Source organism: Streptomyces sp. NPDC005648, from assembly GCF_040605395.1.
In the GTDB taxonomy this organism is placed as follows: domain Bacteria; phylum Actinomycetota; class Actinomycetes; order Streptomycetales; family Streptomycetaceae; genus Streptomyces.
Map to the genome: position 1 here is coordinate 1 of NZ_JBEXCS010000018.1, position 16,379 is coordinate 16,379.

Consider the following 16,379-nt stretch of genomic DNA (forward strand, 5'->3'; position numbering starts at 1 on the left):
GGTGCACGGCGACCCCCTGCCCGTGCCCGGCGGGCAGCGTCCGCCCCCACTCCCCCGCCGACCGTCGTCGGCGGGGGCGTCGGCGCCGGTCGAGGGGGGCTCTGACCGGCCGCTGCTGACCGAGGGGGGCTCAGGTCAGCAGGTCCAAGCAGTCGAACGACGTGCCCGCGCTGAGGAAGGCACTGCCGCCCGATCCGCTCACTGTCTCGATCTTCAGGACGTTGTACTGCGAGGGGTCCGTCCTCCACGCACTACTAGGGACGCTGAAAGTGAAGGTGTGGTTGTTTCCACGGTAGGACCCTGTGGTGAGGGAACGTGTCGTGGGCTGTGCGGGTGCGGTGGGAACGCCCGAGACCCAGTCGTTCACGGTGACCCGGGGCCGCCCGCCCGCGAACGCGTCGGTCACCCCGACCCGCAGGGTGTGCGCTGCCGCCGCCTGCGCCCTGGTCAGCCTGAAGTACACCAGGACGCCGTTGTTGACGTCCTTCCAGATGTACGCCGGGAACGACGCGGCCTCCCCGCCGCTGCCGATCGTGACGTTCCCGGTCCACCTGGCCGCGCGGCCGTCGGAGGGGTGCGCGTAGGTCATCAGCTTGGCGTTCTTGAACCCGCCAGGAGTGCCGTCCCAGTCGCCGAGCCGCCAGACGGTGGCCGCGGCGGAGGGGTCACCGGTCAGGGCGAGGGTGTGCAGGGACGTCGTGGCGCCCGCCGTGACCTTCACCGACTCGGTGTGGACGGCCAGTTCGTTCTTGAAGACGGTCAGCGTGTACGTCCCCGGGAGCATCCCCTTGCAGGAGAACGCGCCGGTTCCGGCCGCCGCCTTCGCCCAGTACTGGGCGTCCTTGTTGGCGAAGCCCACCGTGTACGGGTACTTGGCGTCCATGCCCTTCAGACCGACGCCCGCCACCTTGCCGCGGCCCGCCCTGCCGACCCATCCGGTGATGCCGAGACCGTCGGCCCAGGAGCTGTCGAGGTCCTCCTGGGACAGCGACGAGGGGGGCGCGGCGCCGTCCGTGAAGGCGATGATGTACGGGCCCTGCAAGCCGAAACGTTCCGGCTCGGTCTGGGCCTCGTTGTAGTGGAGGATCTCGTACAGGCCCGCGCCGCCCTCGTTGGAGTGCCGGAGGAGGGAGCGGTAGAAGGGGCCGCCGGACGCCTTCTCATGGTTGGAGCGCACCAGCCAGAGGCCGGCCGAGCCGGTCGTGAAGCCGATGTGGTCGTAGTCGATGGTCCGCTTGCCCGAGTAGTGCTTGGAGTGGGTCGTGCCGTCCGGGCTCTTCCAGACGTCACCCGCCTCGATGATCTTGTCCCGGGTCGAGTCCCAGGCGTCCGAGCCGGTGTTGGGGAACATCCCGGGCCTGATACGGACGATGTAACGGGTGGCGGTGAAGGAGGCGTCCGCCTTGTTCGTCCACAGATAGACGTTGTTCTGGCCGCTGCGGGCCGCGTACCACTGGGTGATCGGGCCGTGGACCACCTTGATCAGGATCACTGACCCCGAGTGCCGGACCGTGACCGTGGAGGCGCCGAGGCCCGACTCGACGTGCGAGTGCTTGCCGCCGTAGCCCTCGTACTCCTTGCCCTTGTAGACGAGTGAGGTGAGATCGCCGTTCGTCTTGGAGACCTTGAAGACGAGGGAGGCGCCGGTGTCGACCACGTAGTTCCTGCCGTCGTCCCGGTAGCCGAAGCCGGCGGCGGACGCGGTGGCGAGGAGGCCGGTGCCGCCCGCGACGGCGGCGCCGGTGGCGGCGACTCCGATCGCGGAGGCCCCGAGCACCCGTCGGCGCGTGAGGTGTCTCTTGTGCGTGCTCAAGGGCGGGATCCCGTCGTACTTGAATGTTCACTCAGCTGCCGCAGGGGAAGAGTGGGCCTTCCGCTTCCTGGTTGCCGCTGGTGGGGGATGGGTTGCCGCCCCGGCCGAGATTTTTCTACGAGTCGCCCTCGCCGGAGGTGCGCGCGGCGAAGTCGCCGCCCACCGCGCGCTGTTTGCCGTCCGCCGTGGCCGTGATCGTGTAGCGGTCGGCCCTGGCGTCCCGGCCGCCGCGCTGGTGGTTGTACTGCCCGGCGAAGACCCACTCACCCTTGGCGACGCTCCGGCCCGCCTTGAGCGTCCAGGTGTAGACCAGGAAGCCGTTCTGCTCGCCGACGGTGAGGTCGAAGTCCTGCTCCGGCAGTGAGCGCCAGGCGCCCGCGTCGCTGACCCCGCCGGTCTGGGCGATCCGCAGCTGCACGGTGAGGGCGGTGAGCGGGGCGCTGTTCTTCAGGGTGAGGTTGCTCTGCGCCCAGAAGTCGTTGCTGTGCGGGTCGACCGAGCCGTCGGACCACACCGGGCCGTCCGTCTCACCGTCCGCGGACGGCAGTACGGAGGCGGGGGGCCGGGTCGGGGACGGTGTGCCGGTCGGCCTGTGGGCCTCCGGCGCCCGGCTCGGGGTCGGGTCCGCCGACGGCCTGGGCCGGCTGGTCGCGTCCGGCGACGGTGTGGGCGTCGGCGAGACCGCGACGGTCTGCTGCTGGGGCGTGTCGTCCTTCTTGACCGCGGACGCCACCGCGTAACCGCCCACCGCGAGCATGCCGGCGACCGCGGCGGTGGCACCCACCACCCGTGCCCAGCCCCACACCACGGGCCGCCTGGAACGGTGGCCGGCGCGCCCCGGCTCGGGGTGCATGCCCCGCTCGATCCGCGCCAGGATGCGGGCCCGGTCCGGCTCGTGCGCCTCGGCCGCCTGGTGCAGCCGGGCGCGCAGCTCGTCGTGCACGTCCTGCTGCCTCATCGCGCCCTTCCTCCGGTCTCGCCGCCGCGCGCCATCGCCGCGTGCACCCTCTGTGGGACACCCTGGGAGCCGAGGATCTTCTGCAACTCGGCCATCCCCTTGGACGTCTGGGACTTAACCGTACCCACGGAAACACCCAGGGCGAGAGCGGTGTCCTTCTCGGAGAGGTCGAAGGCGTGCCGCAGCACGACACACGCCCGTTTCCGGAACGGCAGTCTGCGCAACGCCTCCTGGACATCCACGACGCCCGCTATGTCGGGGTTCTCCGTCTTCTCCTCGCGCTGCGACCAGAACAGCGAGATCCGCCGGCGTTCGCGTACGGCGCTGCGGATACGGGTGCGGGCGAGGTTGGCGACGACGCCACGGGCGTAGGCGACGGGGTGGTCGGCGGCGCGCACCCGGTCCCAGCGGTGCCACAGCGCGAGCAGCGCGTCCGCCGCCAGATCGTCGGCGGCGTCCGCCTCGCCGGTCAGCAGGTGGGCGAGACGGGACAGTTCCGTGTAGTGCTGTTCGAAGAAGGCATGGAACTCCGCGGAGGCTGCGTCGTCGACGACCGTGCCCACGGGCGACCTCTCTGTGAGCGTCATGTAGATGACATGTGATCATCCGGAGGTGACCCGGACGAGATCCGGAAGCGTAGCAGTGATCAATGTCTTGTTCTCGTACGGGTCTTCGAACATGGTGTGACGGGCCGGTCGATTCCGTCACACGAAGAAGACCTGAAACGCGCTCAACGCGGGAACGATCCAGCCGACATCCGCACCCGAACGATCAGGCACCTAGGAGCACCCGCATGTCCGACACCCAGAAGGTCGCCGACCGGCCAAGTGCCGTACCACCGGCGGCGGGCAGCGTCGACCGGTTCTTCAGGATCTCCGAGCGGGGATCCAGCTTCGGCCGGGAGATACGCGGCGGCTTCGCCACGTTCTTCACCATGGCCTACATCCTTGTCCTGAATCCCATCATCCTCGGCAGCGCGAAGGACAAGTTCGGGCACACCCTCGACACGGGTCAACTCGTCACCGCCACCGCCCTGGTGGCCTGTGTGATGACGATCATCATGGGCGTCGGCGGCAACCTCCCGCTCGCCATCGCCGCCGGCCTCGGCCTCAACGCCGTCGTCGCCTTCCAGCTCGCACCGCTGATGAGCTGGGACGACGCCATGGGTCTTGTCGTCCTGGAAGGCCTGCTGATCTGCGTCCTGGTCGTCACCGGGCTGCGGAAAGCGATCATGGACGCGATTCCGCAGCAGCTCAAGCAGGCGATCGGCGTCGGCATCGGCCTGTTCATCGCGTTCATCGGCTTCGTGGACGCCGGCTTCGTCAGCCGTATCCCGGACGCGGCCGACACCACCGTGCCGGTGCAGCTGGGCGCGGTCGGGCGGCTGACCGGATGGCCGGTGCTGGTGTTCTGTCTCGGCGTGCTGCTCACCATCGCGCTGATCGCGCGGAAGGTGAAGGGCGCGATCCTGGTCAGCATCGTCACCATGACGATCGTCGCGATCGTCATCGACTCGGTCGCCGACATCAAGAGCTGGGGCCTGACGACTCCCCGGGTGCCGGACAAGATCGTCGCCGCGCCGGACTTCGGGCTGATCGGTCACTTCAGCCTGTTCGGCGGCTTCGCCAAGGCCGGCGTCCTCACCGCCGTCCTGCTGGTGTTCACCCTGATCCTCTCGGACTTCTTCGACGCCATGGGCACGATCGTGGGCATCAGCGCCGAGGCCGGGCTGCTGGACGAACAGGGGCAGGTGCCCGGGATCGGGCGGGTGCTGTTCATCGACGGGGCGGCGGCGGTGGCCGGCGGTCTGGGGTCCGCCTCCTCCAACACCGCCTACATCGAGTCGGCGGCGGGCGTGGGAGAGGGGGCGCGCACCGGGTTCGCCAACCTGGTCACCGGTGGCCTCTTCGGGCTCGCGCTCTTCCTGACCCCGATCCTGACGATCGTCCCGCTCCAGGCCGCCGCGCCGGCCCTCATCGCGGTGGGCTTCCTGATGATGACCCATGTCAAGCACATCGACTGGGACAAGTACGAGATCGCGATCCCGGCGTTCCTGACCATCGCCGCGATGCCGTTCACCTACTCGATCACGGACGGCATCGGGGCGGGGTTCGTGGCCTACGTCGTCATCAAGGCGGTCCTCGGCAAGGCCAAGGAGGTGCACTGGCTGCTCTGGGGTGTCTCGGCGCTCTTCCTGGTGTACTTCGCGATCGATCCGGTGGAGCAGATCCTGGGCGTGAAGTAGCAGACGACCGGGCTCAGTTCCTGAGCGCCGCCTCCATCATGGCCCTGGCCACGGGGGCGGCCAGCCCGTTTCCACTGACCTCCGAACGCGCCGCGTCGGACTGTTCGACCACCACCGCCACCGCGACCTCCTTGCCGTCCGCCTTTCCGTAGGACGTGAACCAGGCGTATGGGGTCTGGCTGTTGTTCTCGCCGTGCTGGGCGGTGCCGGTCTTGCCGCCGACGGTCACCCCGGAGATCTTCGCGTTGGTGCCCGTGCCCTTCTCCACGACCGTCTGCATCGCCGACTGGAGCTGCCGCGCCGTGCCGGAGCTGATGACCTGCTTCGTGCTGGTGCTGTCGTCGTAGTTCTGGAGGACGTCGCCGCCGCTGTCGGTGGTCTGCGAGACCATATGCGGGGAGACCAGCTTGCCGCCGTTGGCTATGGCGGCGGAGACCATGGCCATCTGGAGCGGGGTGGCCGTGACATCGAACTGGCCGATGCCCGTCAGGGCCGTGGACGACTTGTTCATGTCGGACGGGTAGACGCTGGTGTAGGCGCGGACCGGCACATCCTGCTCGGTGTCGTCGAAGCCGAACTTCTCGGCCATCGCCTTCACCTTGTCCTGGCCCAGGTCGACGGCCATCTTCGCGAAGACGTTGTTGCAGGAGTACTCGAGCGCCGCGCGGATCGGGGCGTTCGCGCAGGGGGCGTTCGGGTTCTCGTTGGACAGCTCACGGGTGGTGCCCGGCAGGGTGTACGGGTCGGGGCTGTCGGTCCTGACGTCCACCGACGAGTACAGGCCGTCCTCCAGCGCGGCCGCCGCCACGACCAGCTTGAACGTCGACCCCGGCGGCAGCGGCTGGCGCAGCGCGCGGTTGGTGAGCGGTTTGTCCGGGTCGGCGTTGAGCTTCTTCCAGGCGGTCCCGGCGGTGTTGGCGTCCGTCAGCGACGTGGGGTCGTACGACGGTGTCGAGACGACCGCCAGGATCTTGCCGCTCGCCGGGTCGATCGCGACCGCCGCGCCCTTCTTGTCGCCGAGCGCGTCGTACGCCGCCTTCTGTACGTCCGGGTCGATCGTGGTGACCACGTTGCCCGGGTCGGCGCGCTGGTCGGTGACCGTGTCCATCACGGTCTTCAGCTTGCTGTCCGTGCCGTTGAGGAGGTCCTGGTAGATGCCCTCCAGCTGGGTGGGCGCGTACGCCTGCGAGGCGTAGCCCGTCACCGCCGCGTACAGCTTGCCGTCCTTGTACGTGCGCTTGTACTTGAGGTCGCCGCCGCTGGTGCGCGCCGAACCGGTGATCGACTCGCCGGCCACGATGATGTTCCCGAGCGGCTCCGCGTACGTCTCGATCGCGTTGCGCCGGTTGTCCTTGTCGTCCGCTAGGGCTTTGCCGTCGTAGAACTGCACCCATGTCGCCCTGATCAGCAGGGCGAGCACGAGCAGCAGCACGAAGACGGAGGTCCGCCTGATCGTCTTGTTCATCCCGTGAGAAAGACGATCAGGAACGGGCGATCGTTCCCTGGCGCCCGTTCTCTCATCGAGGTCTCAGGAACTCCGAGGCTCCTCCAGCGTCATCACGACCTCGTCGATCTCCTCACCCCGCGCGTTGGCGAACCCCCTCGCGTGGGCCGTCAGCCGGAAGCCGCACTTCTCCAGCACCCGCCGTGACGCGGCGTTGTCGGCGGCCGCGCGGGCGTACAGCGGGCGCTCCGGGACCTCGGCCAGCAGCGCCCGCAGGGCAGCCGTGGCGATGCCCCGGCCCCAGTACGCGCGGTCGATCCAGTACGTCACCTCGCGCTCGCCCGGATCGCCGTAGACCCCCGCGCTGCCCACCACGTCCCCGTCCGCCAGGACCGTGAGGATCACGTCCCGGGAGGCCCGGATCCGTTTCCAGTGGGCTTCGAAGGCGTCCCGGTCCGCCGGGTCCTTCGCCGTGAACGCGGCCATGCGCAGGGCCTCGGGATCGTTCATCTGACGGAAGAAGACCGGCAGATCACTGTCGTGCACTTCGCGCAGTACGACATCCATGGGGCCCGAGCCTAGGAGTCAGAGCCTTCTGGTCGCCAGCGTCAGGCGGTCCCGCGCGTCGAACAGGGCGTCCTTCACCATCTGTTCATGTGCGGGGGTCAGCCGCGCCACCGGCACCGAGCAGCTGATCGCGTCGCGGGCCGGCGTCCGGTACGGGATCGCCACGCCGAAGCAGCGCAGGCCGAGCGTGTTCTCCTCGCGGTCGACCGCGAAGCCCTGCTCCCGCACCTGGCGCAGCTCCTCGATCAGCCTCTCCCGGTCGGTGATCGTGTGCTCGGTCAGGGCGGGCAGCGTCTCGGGCAGCATCTTGCGGACCTGCTCGTCCGAGTACGTGCTCAGCAGCGCCTTGCCGAGGGAGGTCGAGTGGGCCGGGAGACGGCGGCCGACGCGGGTGAAGGGCCGCAGATAGTGCTGGGACTGGCGGGTGGCCAGATAGACCACGTTGGTGCCGTCGAGGCGGGCCAGGTGGATGGTCTCGGTGGTGTCGTCCGACAGCCGGTCCAGGGTGGGCCGTGCCGCCGCGACCACCTCGTCGCCGTCGATGTAGGAGGTGCCGACCAGCAGCGCCCGTACGCCGATGCCGTACCGCGTGCCCGTCGCGTCCGTCTCCACCCAGCCCAGCTCGACCAGTGTGCGCAGCAGCATGTAGAGGCTGGACTTGGGATACCCGACGGCCTCCTGGACCGATGCGAGGGAGTGCATACCGGGCCGGCCGGCGAAGTATTCGAGCAGTTCAACCGTCCGCACCGCGGACTTGACCTGTGCCCCGCCGCCTGTCTCGCCTGCCGACATCGCCCTTGACCCCTTCGTTGGACGAGAAACCGAAGTTATAGTCTCCAACAGCATATTCATCATCAGAGACAGCGTTCAGTATATCGAACGACCCTGGTGAATGACCCAGTCATACCTGGAGGGACCCGCGGTGGCAGCAGCACCAGTCTGGAGTGTCGACCCCCGAACCGGGAAGCAGCGTGAACAGGTTGCGGTGGAGGCCACAGCCCAGGAGGTGGACGCCGCCGTCCGCGCCGCGCACGCCGCGCGTGGCTCCCTCGCCGACCGCGCGGTCCGCGCGGCCTTCCTGCGCACCGCCGCCGAGCAGCTGGAGGCGGCCAAGGACGGGCTCGTCGAGACCGCCGACGCCGAGACCGCGCTCGGCCCGGTCCGCCTCACCGGCGAACTCGCCCGCACCTGCTACCAGCTGCGGGCCTTCGCGGACATCGTCGACGAGGGCGCCTTCCTCGACGTGATCATCAACCACCCCGACGACACCGCGACCCCGCCCATCCCGGACCTGCGCCGCTACAAGGTGCCCCTCGGCGTCGTCGCCGTCTACTCGGCCTCCAACTTCCCCTTCGCCTTCTCGGTCGCCGGCGGCGACACCGCGAGCGCGCTCGGCGCCGGCTGCCCGGTCGTCGTCAAGGCACACCCCGACCACCCGGCCCTGTCCGAGCTGGTCGCCAAGGTGCTGCGCAGGGCGGCCGTCGCCCACGGCGTCCCCGAGGGCGTCGTCGGCCTGGTGCACGGCTTCGAGGCGGGCGTCGAGCTGGTCAAGCACCCGCTGGTCGCCGCGGCCGGCTTCACCGGTTCGGTACGGGGCGGTCGTGCCCTCTTCGACGCCGCCGCCGCCCGTCCGACCCCGATCCCCTTCCACGGCGAGCTGGGCTCCCTGAACCCCGTCGTCGTCACCGAGGCGGCGGCCGCGGAGCGGGCGGAGGCCATCGGCACCGGTCTCGCCGGGTCCATGACGCTGGGTGTCGGCCAGTTCTGTGTGAAGCCGGGGCTGGTCCTCGCGCCGTCCGGCGCGGCCGGCGACCGCTTCCTGAAGTCCCTGACCGACGCCGTGAGCGACACCGACGCCGGCGTGCTGCTCGACCGCCGGATGCGGGACAACTTCATCGCCGGGGTCGCTGAGCGCGGCGAGCTGCCGGACGTGGAGACGCCGGTGACGCCCGGGGCGGGCGGTGAGCACACCGTCAGCGCCGGATTCCTCACCGTGGCGGCGGAGAAGCTGGCCGAGGAGGGGGCGTACGACCTGCTCCTGGAGGAGTGCTTCGGTCCGGTGACGGTCGTGGCGCGCTACGACGACGACACCCAGGTCCAGTCCGTGCTGTCCCGGCTGCCGGGCAACCTCACGGCGACGGTCCATCTCTCGGCGGAGGAGGCGGCCGGCGAGGGCCGCGGCGCGGAGCTGCTCGCCGAGCTCACGCCGCTGGCCGGCCGGGTGCTGGTGAACGGCTGGCCGACCGGGGTCGCGGTGGCGCCCGCCCAGCATCACGGGGGCCCGTACCCGGCGACGACCTCGACGTCGACCTCCGTCGGCGGCACGGCCATCGAGCGGTGGATGCGGCCGGTGGTGTACCAGGGTGCGCCCGAGGCGCTGCTGCCGCCGGAGCTGCGGGACGACAACCCCTTGGGGCTGCCCCGGCGGTTCGACGGGCGCCTCGAACGCTGAACGGCCCCGGGCCCGCGCCGAGCACCCACGACTGACACACTCACTGGATGGACGTGGAACTTCCCGAACTGCCCTTCCCGCTCCGCACCTATGGGCCCGAGGGCAACTGGTCGTACGAAGATGGTGTGCTCACGGGGTGGGCCGGACCCCGGCAGGATCGTTTCGTGCCGCCCACCGGGGAGGCGTTGGAGCCCGCATCCGACGCTCCCCGGCTGCTGGGGTCGCCCGAGGGGGACTTCCAGTTGATAGCGCGGGTCACCGTCGGGTTCGCCGGGGCCTTCGACGCGGGGGTGCTCTATCTGCATGTCGGTGAGCGGGCCTGGGCCAAGCTCTGCCTGGAGTACTCCCCGGATGTGCCCACCGTCTGCACGGTGGTCACCCGGGGACACTCCGACGACGCCAACTCCTTCACCGTGGACGGCAGTTCGGTCTGGCTCCGGATCAGCCGCACCGGCCGCGCCTTCGCCTTCCACGCCTCCCGGGACGGCAGGCGCTGGATCTTCGTCCGGCTGTTCACCCTGGGCGACGAGAAGGAGGCGGACGCGGCCCTGGTCGGGTTCATGACCCAGTCGCCGATGGGAGAGGGCTGTGTGGTCACCTACGACCACATCGAGTTCCGGCCCAACTGGCCCAAGGATCTGCGGGACGGCAGCTGATCCCGTGGGGCGCCGGGGGCTCGGCCCCCGGCGCTCACCGCAGCCGGGACGTGGCCGCGCCCGTCACCACGAGCAGCCCCGCGCTGATCACCAGCGCCGCCCGCATCCCCCCGGCGAACCCGCCGGAGACCAGCGCCCCGAAGACGGCGATGCCGAGGCCTCCGGCCACCTGCCGCGCGGCGTTCAGCATCCCCGCCGCCACCCCCGCCCGCTCCACCGGCACCGCGTCCATCATCGCCGCCGTCAGCGGCGGCACCGTCAGCGCGCACCCCAGCGCCAACGGCACCAGCAGCACCGCCACCAGCACGGACGACGTTCCGGTGCCGACGTACAGCAGGACCAGCAGTCCCGCCACGGCCACGCCCTGTCCCACCAGCATCGGCACCTTCGCGCCGTACCGCCCCGCGAGCTTGCCGGCGACGACGTTCGTCACCGCGATCAGCCCCGTCATCGGCAGGAAGGCCAGCCCGGCCCGCAGCGCCGACAGCCCCTGGACCTGCTGGAAGAAGAGCGAGAAGACGAACACCACGCTGTAGAAGGCCACGCTGACCGCGGCCCCCGCGGCGACCGCCACGGCCACCGTCCGGTCGCGGAACAACCCGAGCGGGACGACCGGATGGGGACTGCGGCCCTCGATCCGGACGAACACGACGGCCGCGACGACGGCGACGCCCGCCGCCGTCCATCCCGCCGTCCCGCCCTCGATCACCGCGAAGGTCAGGGCGGTCAGCGCCAGCACGGCCGTCACCTGCCCCGGCACATCCAGCGGCGCGGGCCGGCGGACCGAGCGGGGCGCCCGTACCAGCAGCGTCAGGATCACTGCCCCCACCGGCAGATTGACGAAGAAGATCCCCCGCCAGTCCCAGGCCGTCGTCAGCAGACCGCCCGCCACCGGGCCGAGCGCCACCGCCGCGGAGCCGCCGGCGGCCCAGGTGGCCACCGCCCGTGCCCGCCGCGCCGGTTGCGGGAACGCCTGCCGCACCAGTGACAGCGAGGCCGGCAGGACGACGGCCGCGGCCATCCCCTGCACCACCCGTGCGCCGATCAGCAGCGACAGGTCCGGTGCCAGTCCGCAGGCGACCGAGGCGAGGGTGAAGACCGTCGTGCCGAGGGCGAACGCCCGGCTCGCGCCCGCCCGGTCCGCGAAGGCGCCGGTGGAGAGCATCAGCGCGGCGAAGGGCAGGGTGTAGGCGTCCACCACCCACTGCAGACCTGCCATCCCCGCCCCCAGGGAGTGACCCATCGCGGGCAGGGCCACGTTCACCACGGACGCGTCGAGGCAGATCAGCGCGAAGCCGAGGAGCGCGGCGGTGAGGGTGAGCGCCGGGGAGGACCGGTCGGTCTCCAACTCACGCCCCCGGAGGGCGAGTTCGCCGCCCCTGGCCATCTGGTTCGTCGTCATGCGTCCATGCTGCGGAACCGTGCCGTCGTACAGTAGTGGCCTGAATGCCATACGTCCGGAGGTTCTGGCCATGCCGAGGAAGCGGACACCGCACCGTGTCGCCGTCGTCGCGCCGTCGCCCGTCTCGATGTTCAACCTCGCCATCCCCGAGCTGATGTTCGGCAAGGTCGAGGTGGACGGCCGGCCGGGCTACGAGGTGGTCATCTGCGCCGCCGAACCGGGACCGGTGCCCACGTCCGGCGGGCTCGACCTCTACGTCCGCCACGGCCTCGAGGCGATCGAGGGGGCCGACACGGTGGTGGTCGCCGGCACCGGGGAGCCGTATCTGCCGGACCCGCGGATCGTGGCCGCCGTCAAGGAGGCCGCCGCCGGCGGCAAGCGCATCTCCTCCCTGTGCACCGGCGCCTTCCAGCTCGCCGAGGCCGGACTGCTGGAGGGGCGCAGGGCGACGACGTACTGGGCGCACGCCGAGGAGATGCGGCGGCGCTACCCGCGGGTCGACCTCCAGGGAGACGTGCTCTACGTCCAGGACGGCCCGTACGTCACCGCGTCCGGCTACGCGGCAGGCATCGACCTCTGTCTGCACATCATCCGCACCGACTACGGCGCCGCCGTCGCCAACGAGGTCGCCCGCCGCGCCCTCGTCGCGCCCGTGCGGCCCGGCGGCCAGACCCAGTTCACCCACACCCCGCTGCCGCCCGAGCGGGGCCATGCCTGCGCCGACACCCGGGGCTGGGCCATGCGCAACCTCGACAAGCCCCTCACCCTCACCGACCTGGCCCGCCACGCGGGCGTCTCCGTGCGCACCCTCACCCGCCGCTTCCACGCCGAGAGCGGTGTCAGCCCGCTGCAGTGGCTGCTCCACCAGCGCGTCGAGCGGGCGAAGGAGCTGCTGGAGACCACCACCCTGCCCATGGACCAGGTGGCCCGCGCCTGCGGCCTCGGTACCGCCGACTCGCTGCGTGCCCATGTGGTCCGCCGGACGGGGCTGACGCCGAGCGCCTACCGGGCACAGTTCAGCCGTCTGGGAACCGAGGACGCCGTCGGCTCGTCCAACGCTGCATGATCAGTGACCGAGTACGGGGCGCCCGGGTGATCCGTACGGTGCTGCCCGTCGAGGCCGAGGCCGTCACCGCTCTGCACGCGCGGGCCCGGGCGACGTACTACCCGGACGGAGTACCGCAGGACGGCACCGACTGGCTCGCCGCCTGGCGGGCCGCCGTGCGGAGGCCGGACGGACAGGTGCTGTGCCTGGTGGAGGACGGCCGCATGGTCGCCATCGCCTCTTTCCGGACCCCGCCGGACGCCTCCGCTGAAACGGTCAAGCTGTATCAGTTCCACGTCGACCCCGGCGCCTGGCGTTCCGGCGTCGGTACGGCCCTGCACGCTGCCTGCGTCGAGCAGTGGCGGGCCGACGGCAGGCGCACGGCCGTCCTCGACGTGCACATCGACAACGAGCGCGCCCAGGCCTTCTACGCCCGCCAGGGCTGGGTCCCCGACCCGGACAGCCCGCCGGCCGAGGGCGACCACCACCTCTTCCTGCGCTACTCGGTCTCCGGGGAATGAGCGTCTCCGCGGAGGGAACCTCTCCGGGGAATGAACCCCGCTGCTTGAACGTTCATCCACTCGGCGGAGGCGGCCTCCGCACCCCTGCGAGCTGGAGAGAACATGAAGGTCGAGATCTGGTCGGACATCGCGTGCCCCTGGTGCTACGTCGGCAAGGCCCGCTTCGAGAAGGCCCTCGACGCCTTCCCGCACCGCGACCAGGTCGAGGTGGTGCACCGCTCCTTCGAGCTGGACCCGGGGCGTGCCAAGGACGACATCCAGCCGGTGATCCGGATGCTGACCAAGAAGTACGGCATGAGCGAGGCGCAGGCGCAGGCCGGCGAGGAGAACCTGGGCGCGCAGGCCGCCGCCGAGGGCCTCGACTACCGCACCCGCGACCGCGACCACGGCAACACCTTCGACATGCACCGGCTGCTGCACCACGCCAAGGAGCGGGGCCGCCAGAACGAGCTGATCCAGGTCCTCTACAAGGCCAACTTCGCCGAGGAGCGGTCCCTGTTCAGCGAGGGTGACGAACGGCTGGTCGAGCTCGCCGTCGCCGCCGGTCTGGACGCGGACGACGCCCGCCAGGTCCTCGCCGACCCGAACGCCTACGCCGACGACGTCCGCGCCGACGAGCGCGAGGCCGCCGAGCTCGGGGCGAACGGCGTCCCGTTCTTCGTGCTCGACCGCAAGTACGGCGTCTCCGGCGCCCAGCCCGCCGAGGTCTTCGCCCAGGCGCTGACCCAGGCCTGGGGCGAGCGTCCGCCGCTGAAGCTCCTCGACGAGGGCGACGCCGAGGCGTGCGGCCCCGACGGGTGCGCTGTGCCGCAGCGGTAGAACCGCAGATGGGAGCGGGTCCATCGCCGATCCATAAGCGCTGCTTGGGGAAACCACGCAGAAATCGGCGATGGACCACGACCCCTCCCGGGCCCACAGTGGACCCATGGAGACGACCTTCGAGAGCCTCGTCCGTGCCGAGTTCGCCCCGAAGAACACCTATCTGAACACCGCGAGCAGCGGGCTGCTGCCGGCCCGCTCCGTGACCGCCCTGCACGAAGCCGTGCGGCTCCGGGCCGAGGGTCTGCCGCTCGACCCCCTGTTCGCGGACGTGGAGGCCGCCCGCGCCTCCTTCGCGCGGCTGGCCGGCGTCCCGGTGACCCGGGTGGCGGCGGGCGCGTCCGTCTCCTCGCAGAGCGGGCTGGTCGCCGCGTCGCTGCCGGCCGGCGCCGAAGTCCTCACCGTCGAGGGCGACTTCAGCGCCGTCGTCAACCCCTTCCACACCCGCGGCGACCTCAAGGTGCGCGCCGTGCCGCTGGAGCGGCTGGCCGAGTCCGTCGGCCCCGGCACCGCGCTCGCCGCCGTCAGCGCCGCGCAGTCCGCGGACGGACGGATCGCCGACCTGACCGCGCTGCGGGAGGCGGCCTTGGCGCACGGTACACGCACCTACGTGGACTACTCACAGGCCTCCGGCTGGCTCCCCGTGCGGGCCGACCTGTTCGACTACACCGTCTCCACCACCTTCAAGTGGCTGCTCGGCCCGCACGGAGCGGCCTTCCTGGTGGTGCCCGAGGACTTCGGCGCGCTGACGCCGATCCTGGCCGGCTGGGTGTCCGGCGAGATCCCCTGGGACAGCTGCTACGGCCCCGTCCAGGAACTCGCCCACTCCGCCCGGCGGTTCGACGTCAGTCCCGCACTGTTCACCTACACCGGCACACGACACTCCCTCGCCCTCATGGAGGAACTCGGGGTGGACGCCGTGCGTGCTCACGACCTGGCGCTCGCCGAGCGCTTCCGCGCGGGACTCGCCGGACTGGGGCACCAGCCCCTGCCCGCAGCCGGCTCGCCGATCGTCTCCGTGCCCGGACTCGGGCACCGGCAGCCCGAGTTGGGCCGCGCCGGCATTCAGGTCTCCGACCGCGCGGGCAACCTGCGCGCCTCCTTCCACCTCTACAACACGGCCACCGACGTCGACCGACTGCTGGACGCGCTCTCCGCCTAGGGCCTGTTGGGAGAGTCCCGTCGTCCGCCCGGAGGGCGGGCGCCGCGGCGTCATGGGGGTGGTCCGTGTCCTTCCGCGGTACCGCTCCCGCCTCGGTCAGGCCGGCGGGGTGCCGCCGTCGGCTTCGGACACCGCCGCGCCGGTGTGCAGCTTGTGCGCCCGGGCCTTCTGCTCGATGCGCTCCGCCGGGGCACCGGCGGCGATGAGGTCGAGCAGTTCGGCGTGCTCCGCGACCGAGGAGATGGACCGGCCGGGGACGTAGAGGAACACCGAGCGACGGATGGTGTCCAGCCGGGCCCACTGGGCTTCCAGCAGCCCCCGCACATGGTGGTTCGGGCAGCGCTCGTAGATGGTGAAGTGGAAATCGCGGTTCAGCGCGGAGAACAGGATCGGGTCGAGGTCGTCGAGTGACGTCCGCATCCGGCCGTTGATCTTCCGGGCCCGGGCGAGATCGGTGCGCCGCATGCGGGGGGCGGCCAGCGCGGTGGCGTACCCCTCCAGCAGCGCGACCACATGGAGGGTCTGCACGAACTCCTGCTCGTCGAACGTGGCGACCCGGGCACCGACGTTGCGCTGGAAGTCGACGTATCCCTCGGCCTCCAGCCGCCGTACCGCTTCGCGGACGGGGACCGGGCTGACCCCCAGCTCGCGCGCCAGCTCGTCGAGAACGAGCCGGTAGCCGGGGCCGTAGACGCCAGTGGTGATGCGTTCCCGGATGGTGGTGTAGGCCAACTCGACCCGGGAGGCGGACTTCGGAGGCGGTGAGCCGGCGTCCGGCTGACGGGCGGTCATGGGGTAAATCATATATGAATTACACCGTGTGACGAGAGCCGGCCGGTCAGCTCATCGCCGCGCGGACCAGGTGGGTGTCGGTGAACTGCTCGAACCGGACCACTCGACCGTCCCGTACTGTCCAGTGGTGCACGAACCGGGCCCGCATCGCCTTTCCGGTCGCCCGGTAGGTGCCCGAGTAGGTGCCGAACGCGACCACGCTCTCGCCGCCGTCCACCAACTGCTCCGGCACCGCCTCGTAGCCCGCCCAGTCCACGCCCAGCCGCTCGAACACCGCCTCCCGCACGGCGGCGGGACCGTGGTAGGTGCCCGCGTACGGAAAGCCGGCCATCTCCGTCCACTCCACGTCCGGGGCGAAGGGAGCGACCATGCCGTCCAGATCGCCCCGCGCCGACGCGGCGTAGTGGTCTTCGATGATCTGCAGGGGAGTCATGTCGGTCACGTCGCCGTCCTCGTCCGGTGTGCGGGCACCTCGTGCTCCGAGTGTCGGGCCGCCCGCGTCC

Annotated in this window: 16 protein-coding genes; 7 read left to right on the top strand and 9 right to left on the bottom strand. The window is 70.9% G+C overall.

Translation table 11 applies throughout. The features are described 5' to 3' along the window. Window positions 1–130 precede the first annotated feature (130 nt). From ABZT17_RS13225 to ABZT17_RS13235, 3 genes are all read right to left on the bottom strand, one after another. Window positions 131–1,813: a rhamnogalacturonan lyase B N-terminal domain-containing protein gene (locus ABZT17_RS13225; RefSeq protein ID WP_356347608.1), complete on the bottom strand. Its 1,683-nt coding sequence runs from the start codon at window positions 1,811–1,813 to the stop codon at window positions 131–133. 115 nt (window positions 1,814–1,928) lie between these two features. Continuing rightward, complete coding sequence (locus tag ABZT17_RS13230; RefSeq protein WP_356347611.1) at window positions 1,929–2,771, bottom strand: hypothetical protein; 843 nt, start codon at window positions 2,769–2,771, stop codon at window positions 1,929–1,931. Next, a complete protein-coding gene (locus ABZT17_RS13235; RefSeq protein ID WP_356347867.1) occupies window positions 2,768–3,334 on the bottom strand; it encodes a SigE family RNA polymerase sigma factor in 567 nt (188 codons plus the stop codon). Before ABZT17_RS13235 ends, ABZT17_RS13230 begins: the two co-directional genes overlap by 4 nt. Window positions 3,335–3,564: 230 nt before the next feature. On the opposite strand from ABZT17_RS13235, the gene ABZT17_RS13240 reads away from it, so the two are divergent. Further along, a complete protein-coding gene (locus ABZT17_RS13240) occupies window positions 3,565–5,016 on the top strand; it encodes an NCS2 family permease (RefSeq protein ID WP_356347613.1) in 1,452 nt (483 codons plus the stop codon). 13 nt (window positions 5,017–5,029) lie between these two features. Here ABZT17_RS13240 and ABZT17_RS13245 read toward each other — a convergent pair whose 3' ends face one another. From ABZT17_RS13245 to ABZT17_RS13255, 3 genes are all read right to left on the bottom strand, one after another. Then, window positions 5,030–6,481: a penicillin-binding transpeptidase domain-containing protein gene (locus ABZT17_RS13245; protein WP_356347616.1), complete on the bottom strand. Its 1,452-nt coding sequence runs from the start codon at window positions 6,479–6,481 to the stop codon at window positions 5,030–5,032. Window positions 6,482–6,544: 63 nt separating this feature from the next. Beyond that, window positions 6,545–7,027 carry a GNAT family N-acetyltransferase gene (locus ABZT17_RS13250; protein ID WP_356347618.1) on the bottom strand — a complete coding sequence of 161 codons (483 nt, stop codon included), beginning with the start codon at window positions 7,025–7,027 and terminating at the stop codon, window positions 6,545–6,547. 18 nt (window positions 7,028–7,045) lie between these two features. Continuing rightward, window positions 7,046–7,819, bottom strand: coding sequence for an IclR family transcriptional regulator (locus tag ABZT17_RS13255; protein ID WP_356347620.1), 774 nt, complete (start codon window positions 7,817–7,819; stop codon window positions 7,046–7,048). Window positions 7,820–7,949: 130 nt separating this feature from the next. Here ABZT17_RS13255 and ABZT17_RS13260 point away from each other — a divergent pair, with 130 nt between their 5' ends. Next, window positions 7,950–9,479: an aldehyde dehydrogenase (NADP(+)) gene (locus ABZT17_RS13260; RefSeq protein ID WP_356347623.1), complete on the top strand. Its 1,530-nt coding sequence runs from the start codon at window positions 7,950–7,952 to the stop codon at window positions 9,477–9,479. Between the two features lie 47 nt (window positions 9,480–9,526). Next, window positions 9,527–10,135 (top strand): DUF1349 domain-containing protein, encoded by a 609-nt coding sequence (locus ABZT17_RS13265; protein ID WP_356347626.1) that lies wholly within the window; start codon window positions 9,527–9,529, stop codon window positions 10,133–10,135. Between the two features lie 34 nt (window positions 10,136–10,169). On the opposite strand, the gene ABZT17_RS13270 is transcribed toward ABZT17_RS13265, so the two are convergent. Next, the gene (locus ABZT17_RS13270) at window positions 10,170–11,537 is read right to left on the bottom strand and encodes an MFS transporter (RefSeq protein ID WP_356347628.1); all 1,368 of its coding nucleotides are present in this window, start codon (window positions 11,535–11,537) and stop codon (window positions 10,170–10,172) included. Between the two features lie 70 nt (window positions 11,538–11,607). On the opposite strand from ABZT17_RS13270, the gene ABZT17_RS13275 reads away from it, so the two are divergent. The 4 genes from ABZT17_RS13275 to ABZT17_RS13290 all read left to right on the top strand — a co-directional run bounded on the left by ABZT17_RS13275 (window position 11,608) and on the right by ABZT17_RS13290 (window position 15,084). Beyond that, window positions 11,608–12,603, top strand: a complete 996-nt coding sequence (locus ABZT17_RS13275; RefSeq protein WP_356347631.1) for a helix-turn-helix domain-containing protein — start codon at window positions 11,608–11,610, stop codon at window positions 12,601–12,603. Continuing rightward, window positions 12,600–13,103, top strand: coding sequence for a GNAT family N-acetyltransferase (locus ABZT17_RS13280; protein ID WP_356347633.1), 504 nt, complete (start codon window positions 12,600–12,602; stop codon window positions 13,101–13,103). Before ABZT17_RS13275 ends, ABZT17_RS13280 begins: the two co-directional genes overlap by 4 nt. 102 nt (window positions 13,104–13,205) lie before the next feature. Continuing rightward, window positions 13,206–13,922, top strand: a complete 717-nt coding sequence (locus tag ABZT17_RS13285; RefSeq protein ID WP_356347635.1) for a DsbA family oxidoreductase — start codon at window positions 13,206–13,208, stop codon at window positions 13,920–13,922. A 106-nt stretch (window positions 13,923–14,028) separates the two neighbouring features. Further along, on the top strand, window positions 14,029–15,084 hold the full coding sequence (locus tag ABZT17_RS13290) for an aminotransferase class V-fold PLP-dependent enzyme (RefSeq protein ID WP_356347637.1): 1,056 nt from the start codon (window positions 14,029–14,031) through the stop codon (window positions 15,082–15,084). 96 nt (window positions 15,085–15,180) lie between these two features. On the opposite strand, the gene ABZT17_RS13295 is transcribed toward ABZT17_RS13290, so the two are convergent. Further along, window positions 15,181–15,876 carry a GntR family transcriptional regulator gene (locus tag ABZT17_RS13295; protein ID WP_356347639.1) on the bottom strand — a complete coding sequence of 232 codons (696 nt, stop codon included), beginning with the start codon at window positions 15,874–15,876 and terminating at the stop codon, window positions 15,181–15,183. Between the two features lie 46 nt (window positions 15,877–15,922). Next, window positions 15,923–16,309, bottom strand: coding sequence for a nuclear transport factor 2 family protein (locus ABZT17_RS13300; RefSeq protein WP_356347869.1), 387 nt, complete (start codon window positions 16,307–16,309; stop codon window positions 15,923–15,925). Window positions 16,310–16,379 lie beyond the last annotated feature (70 nt).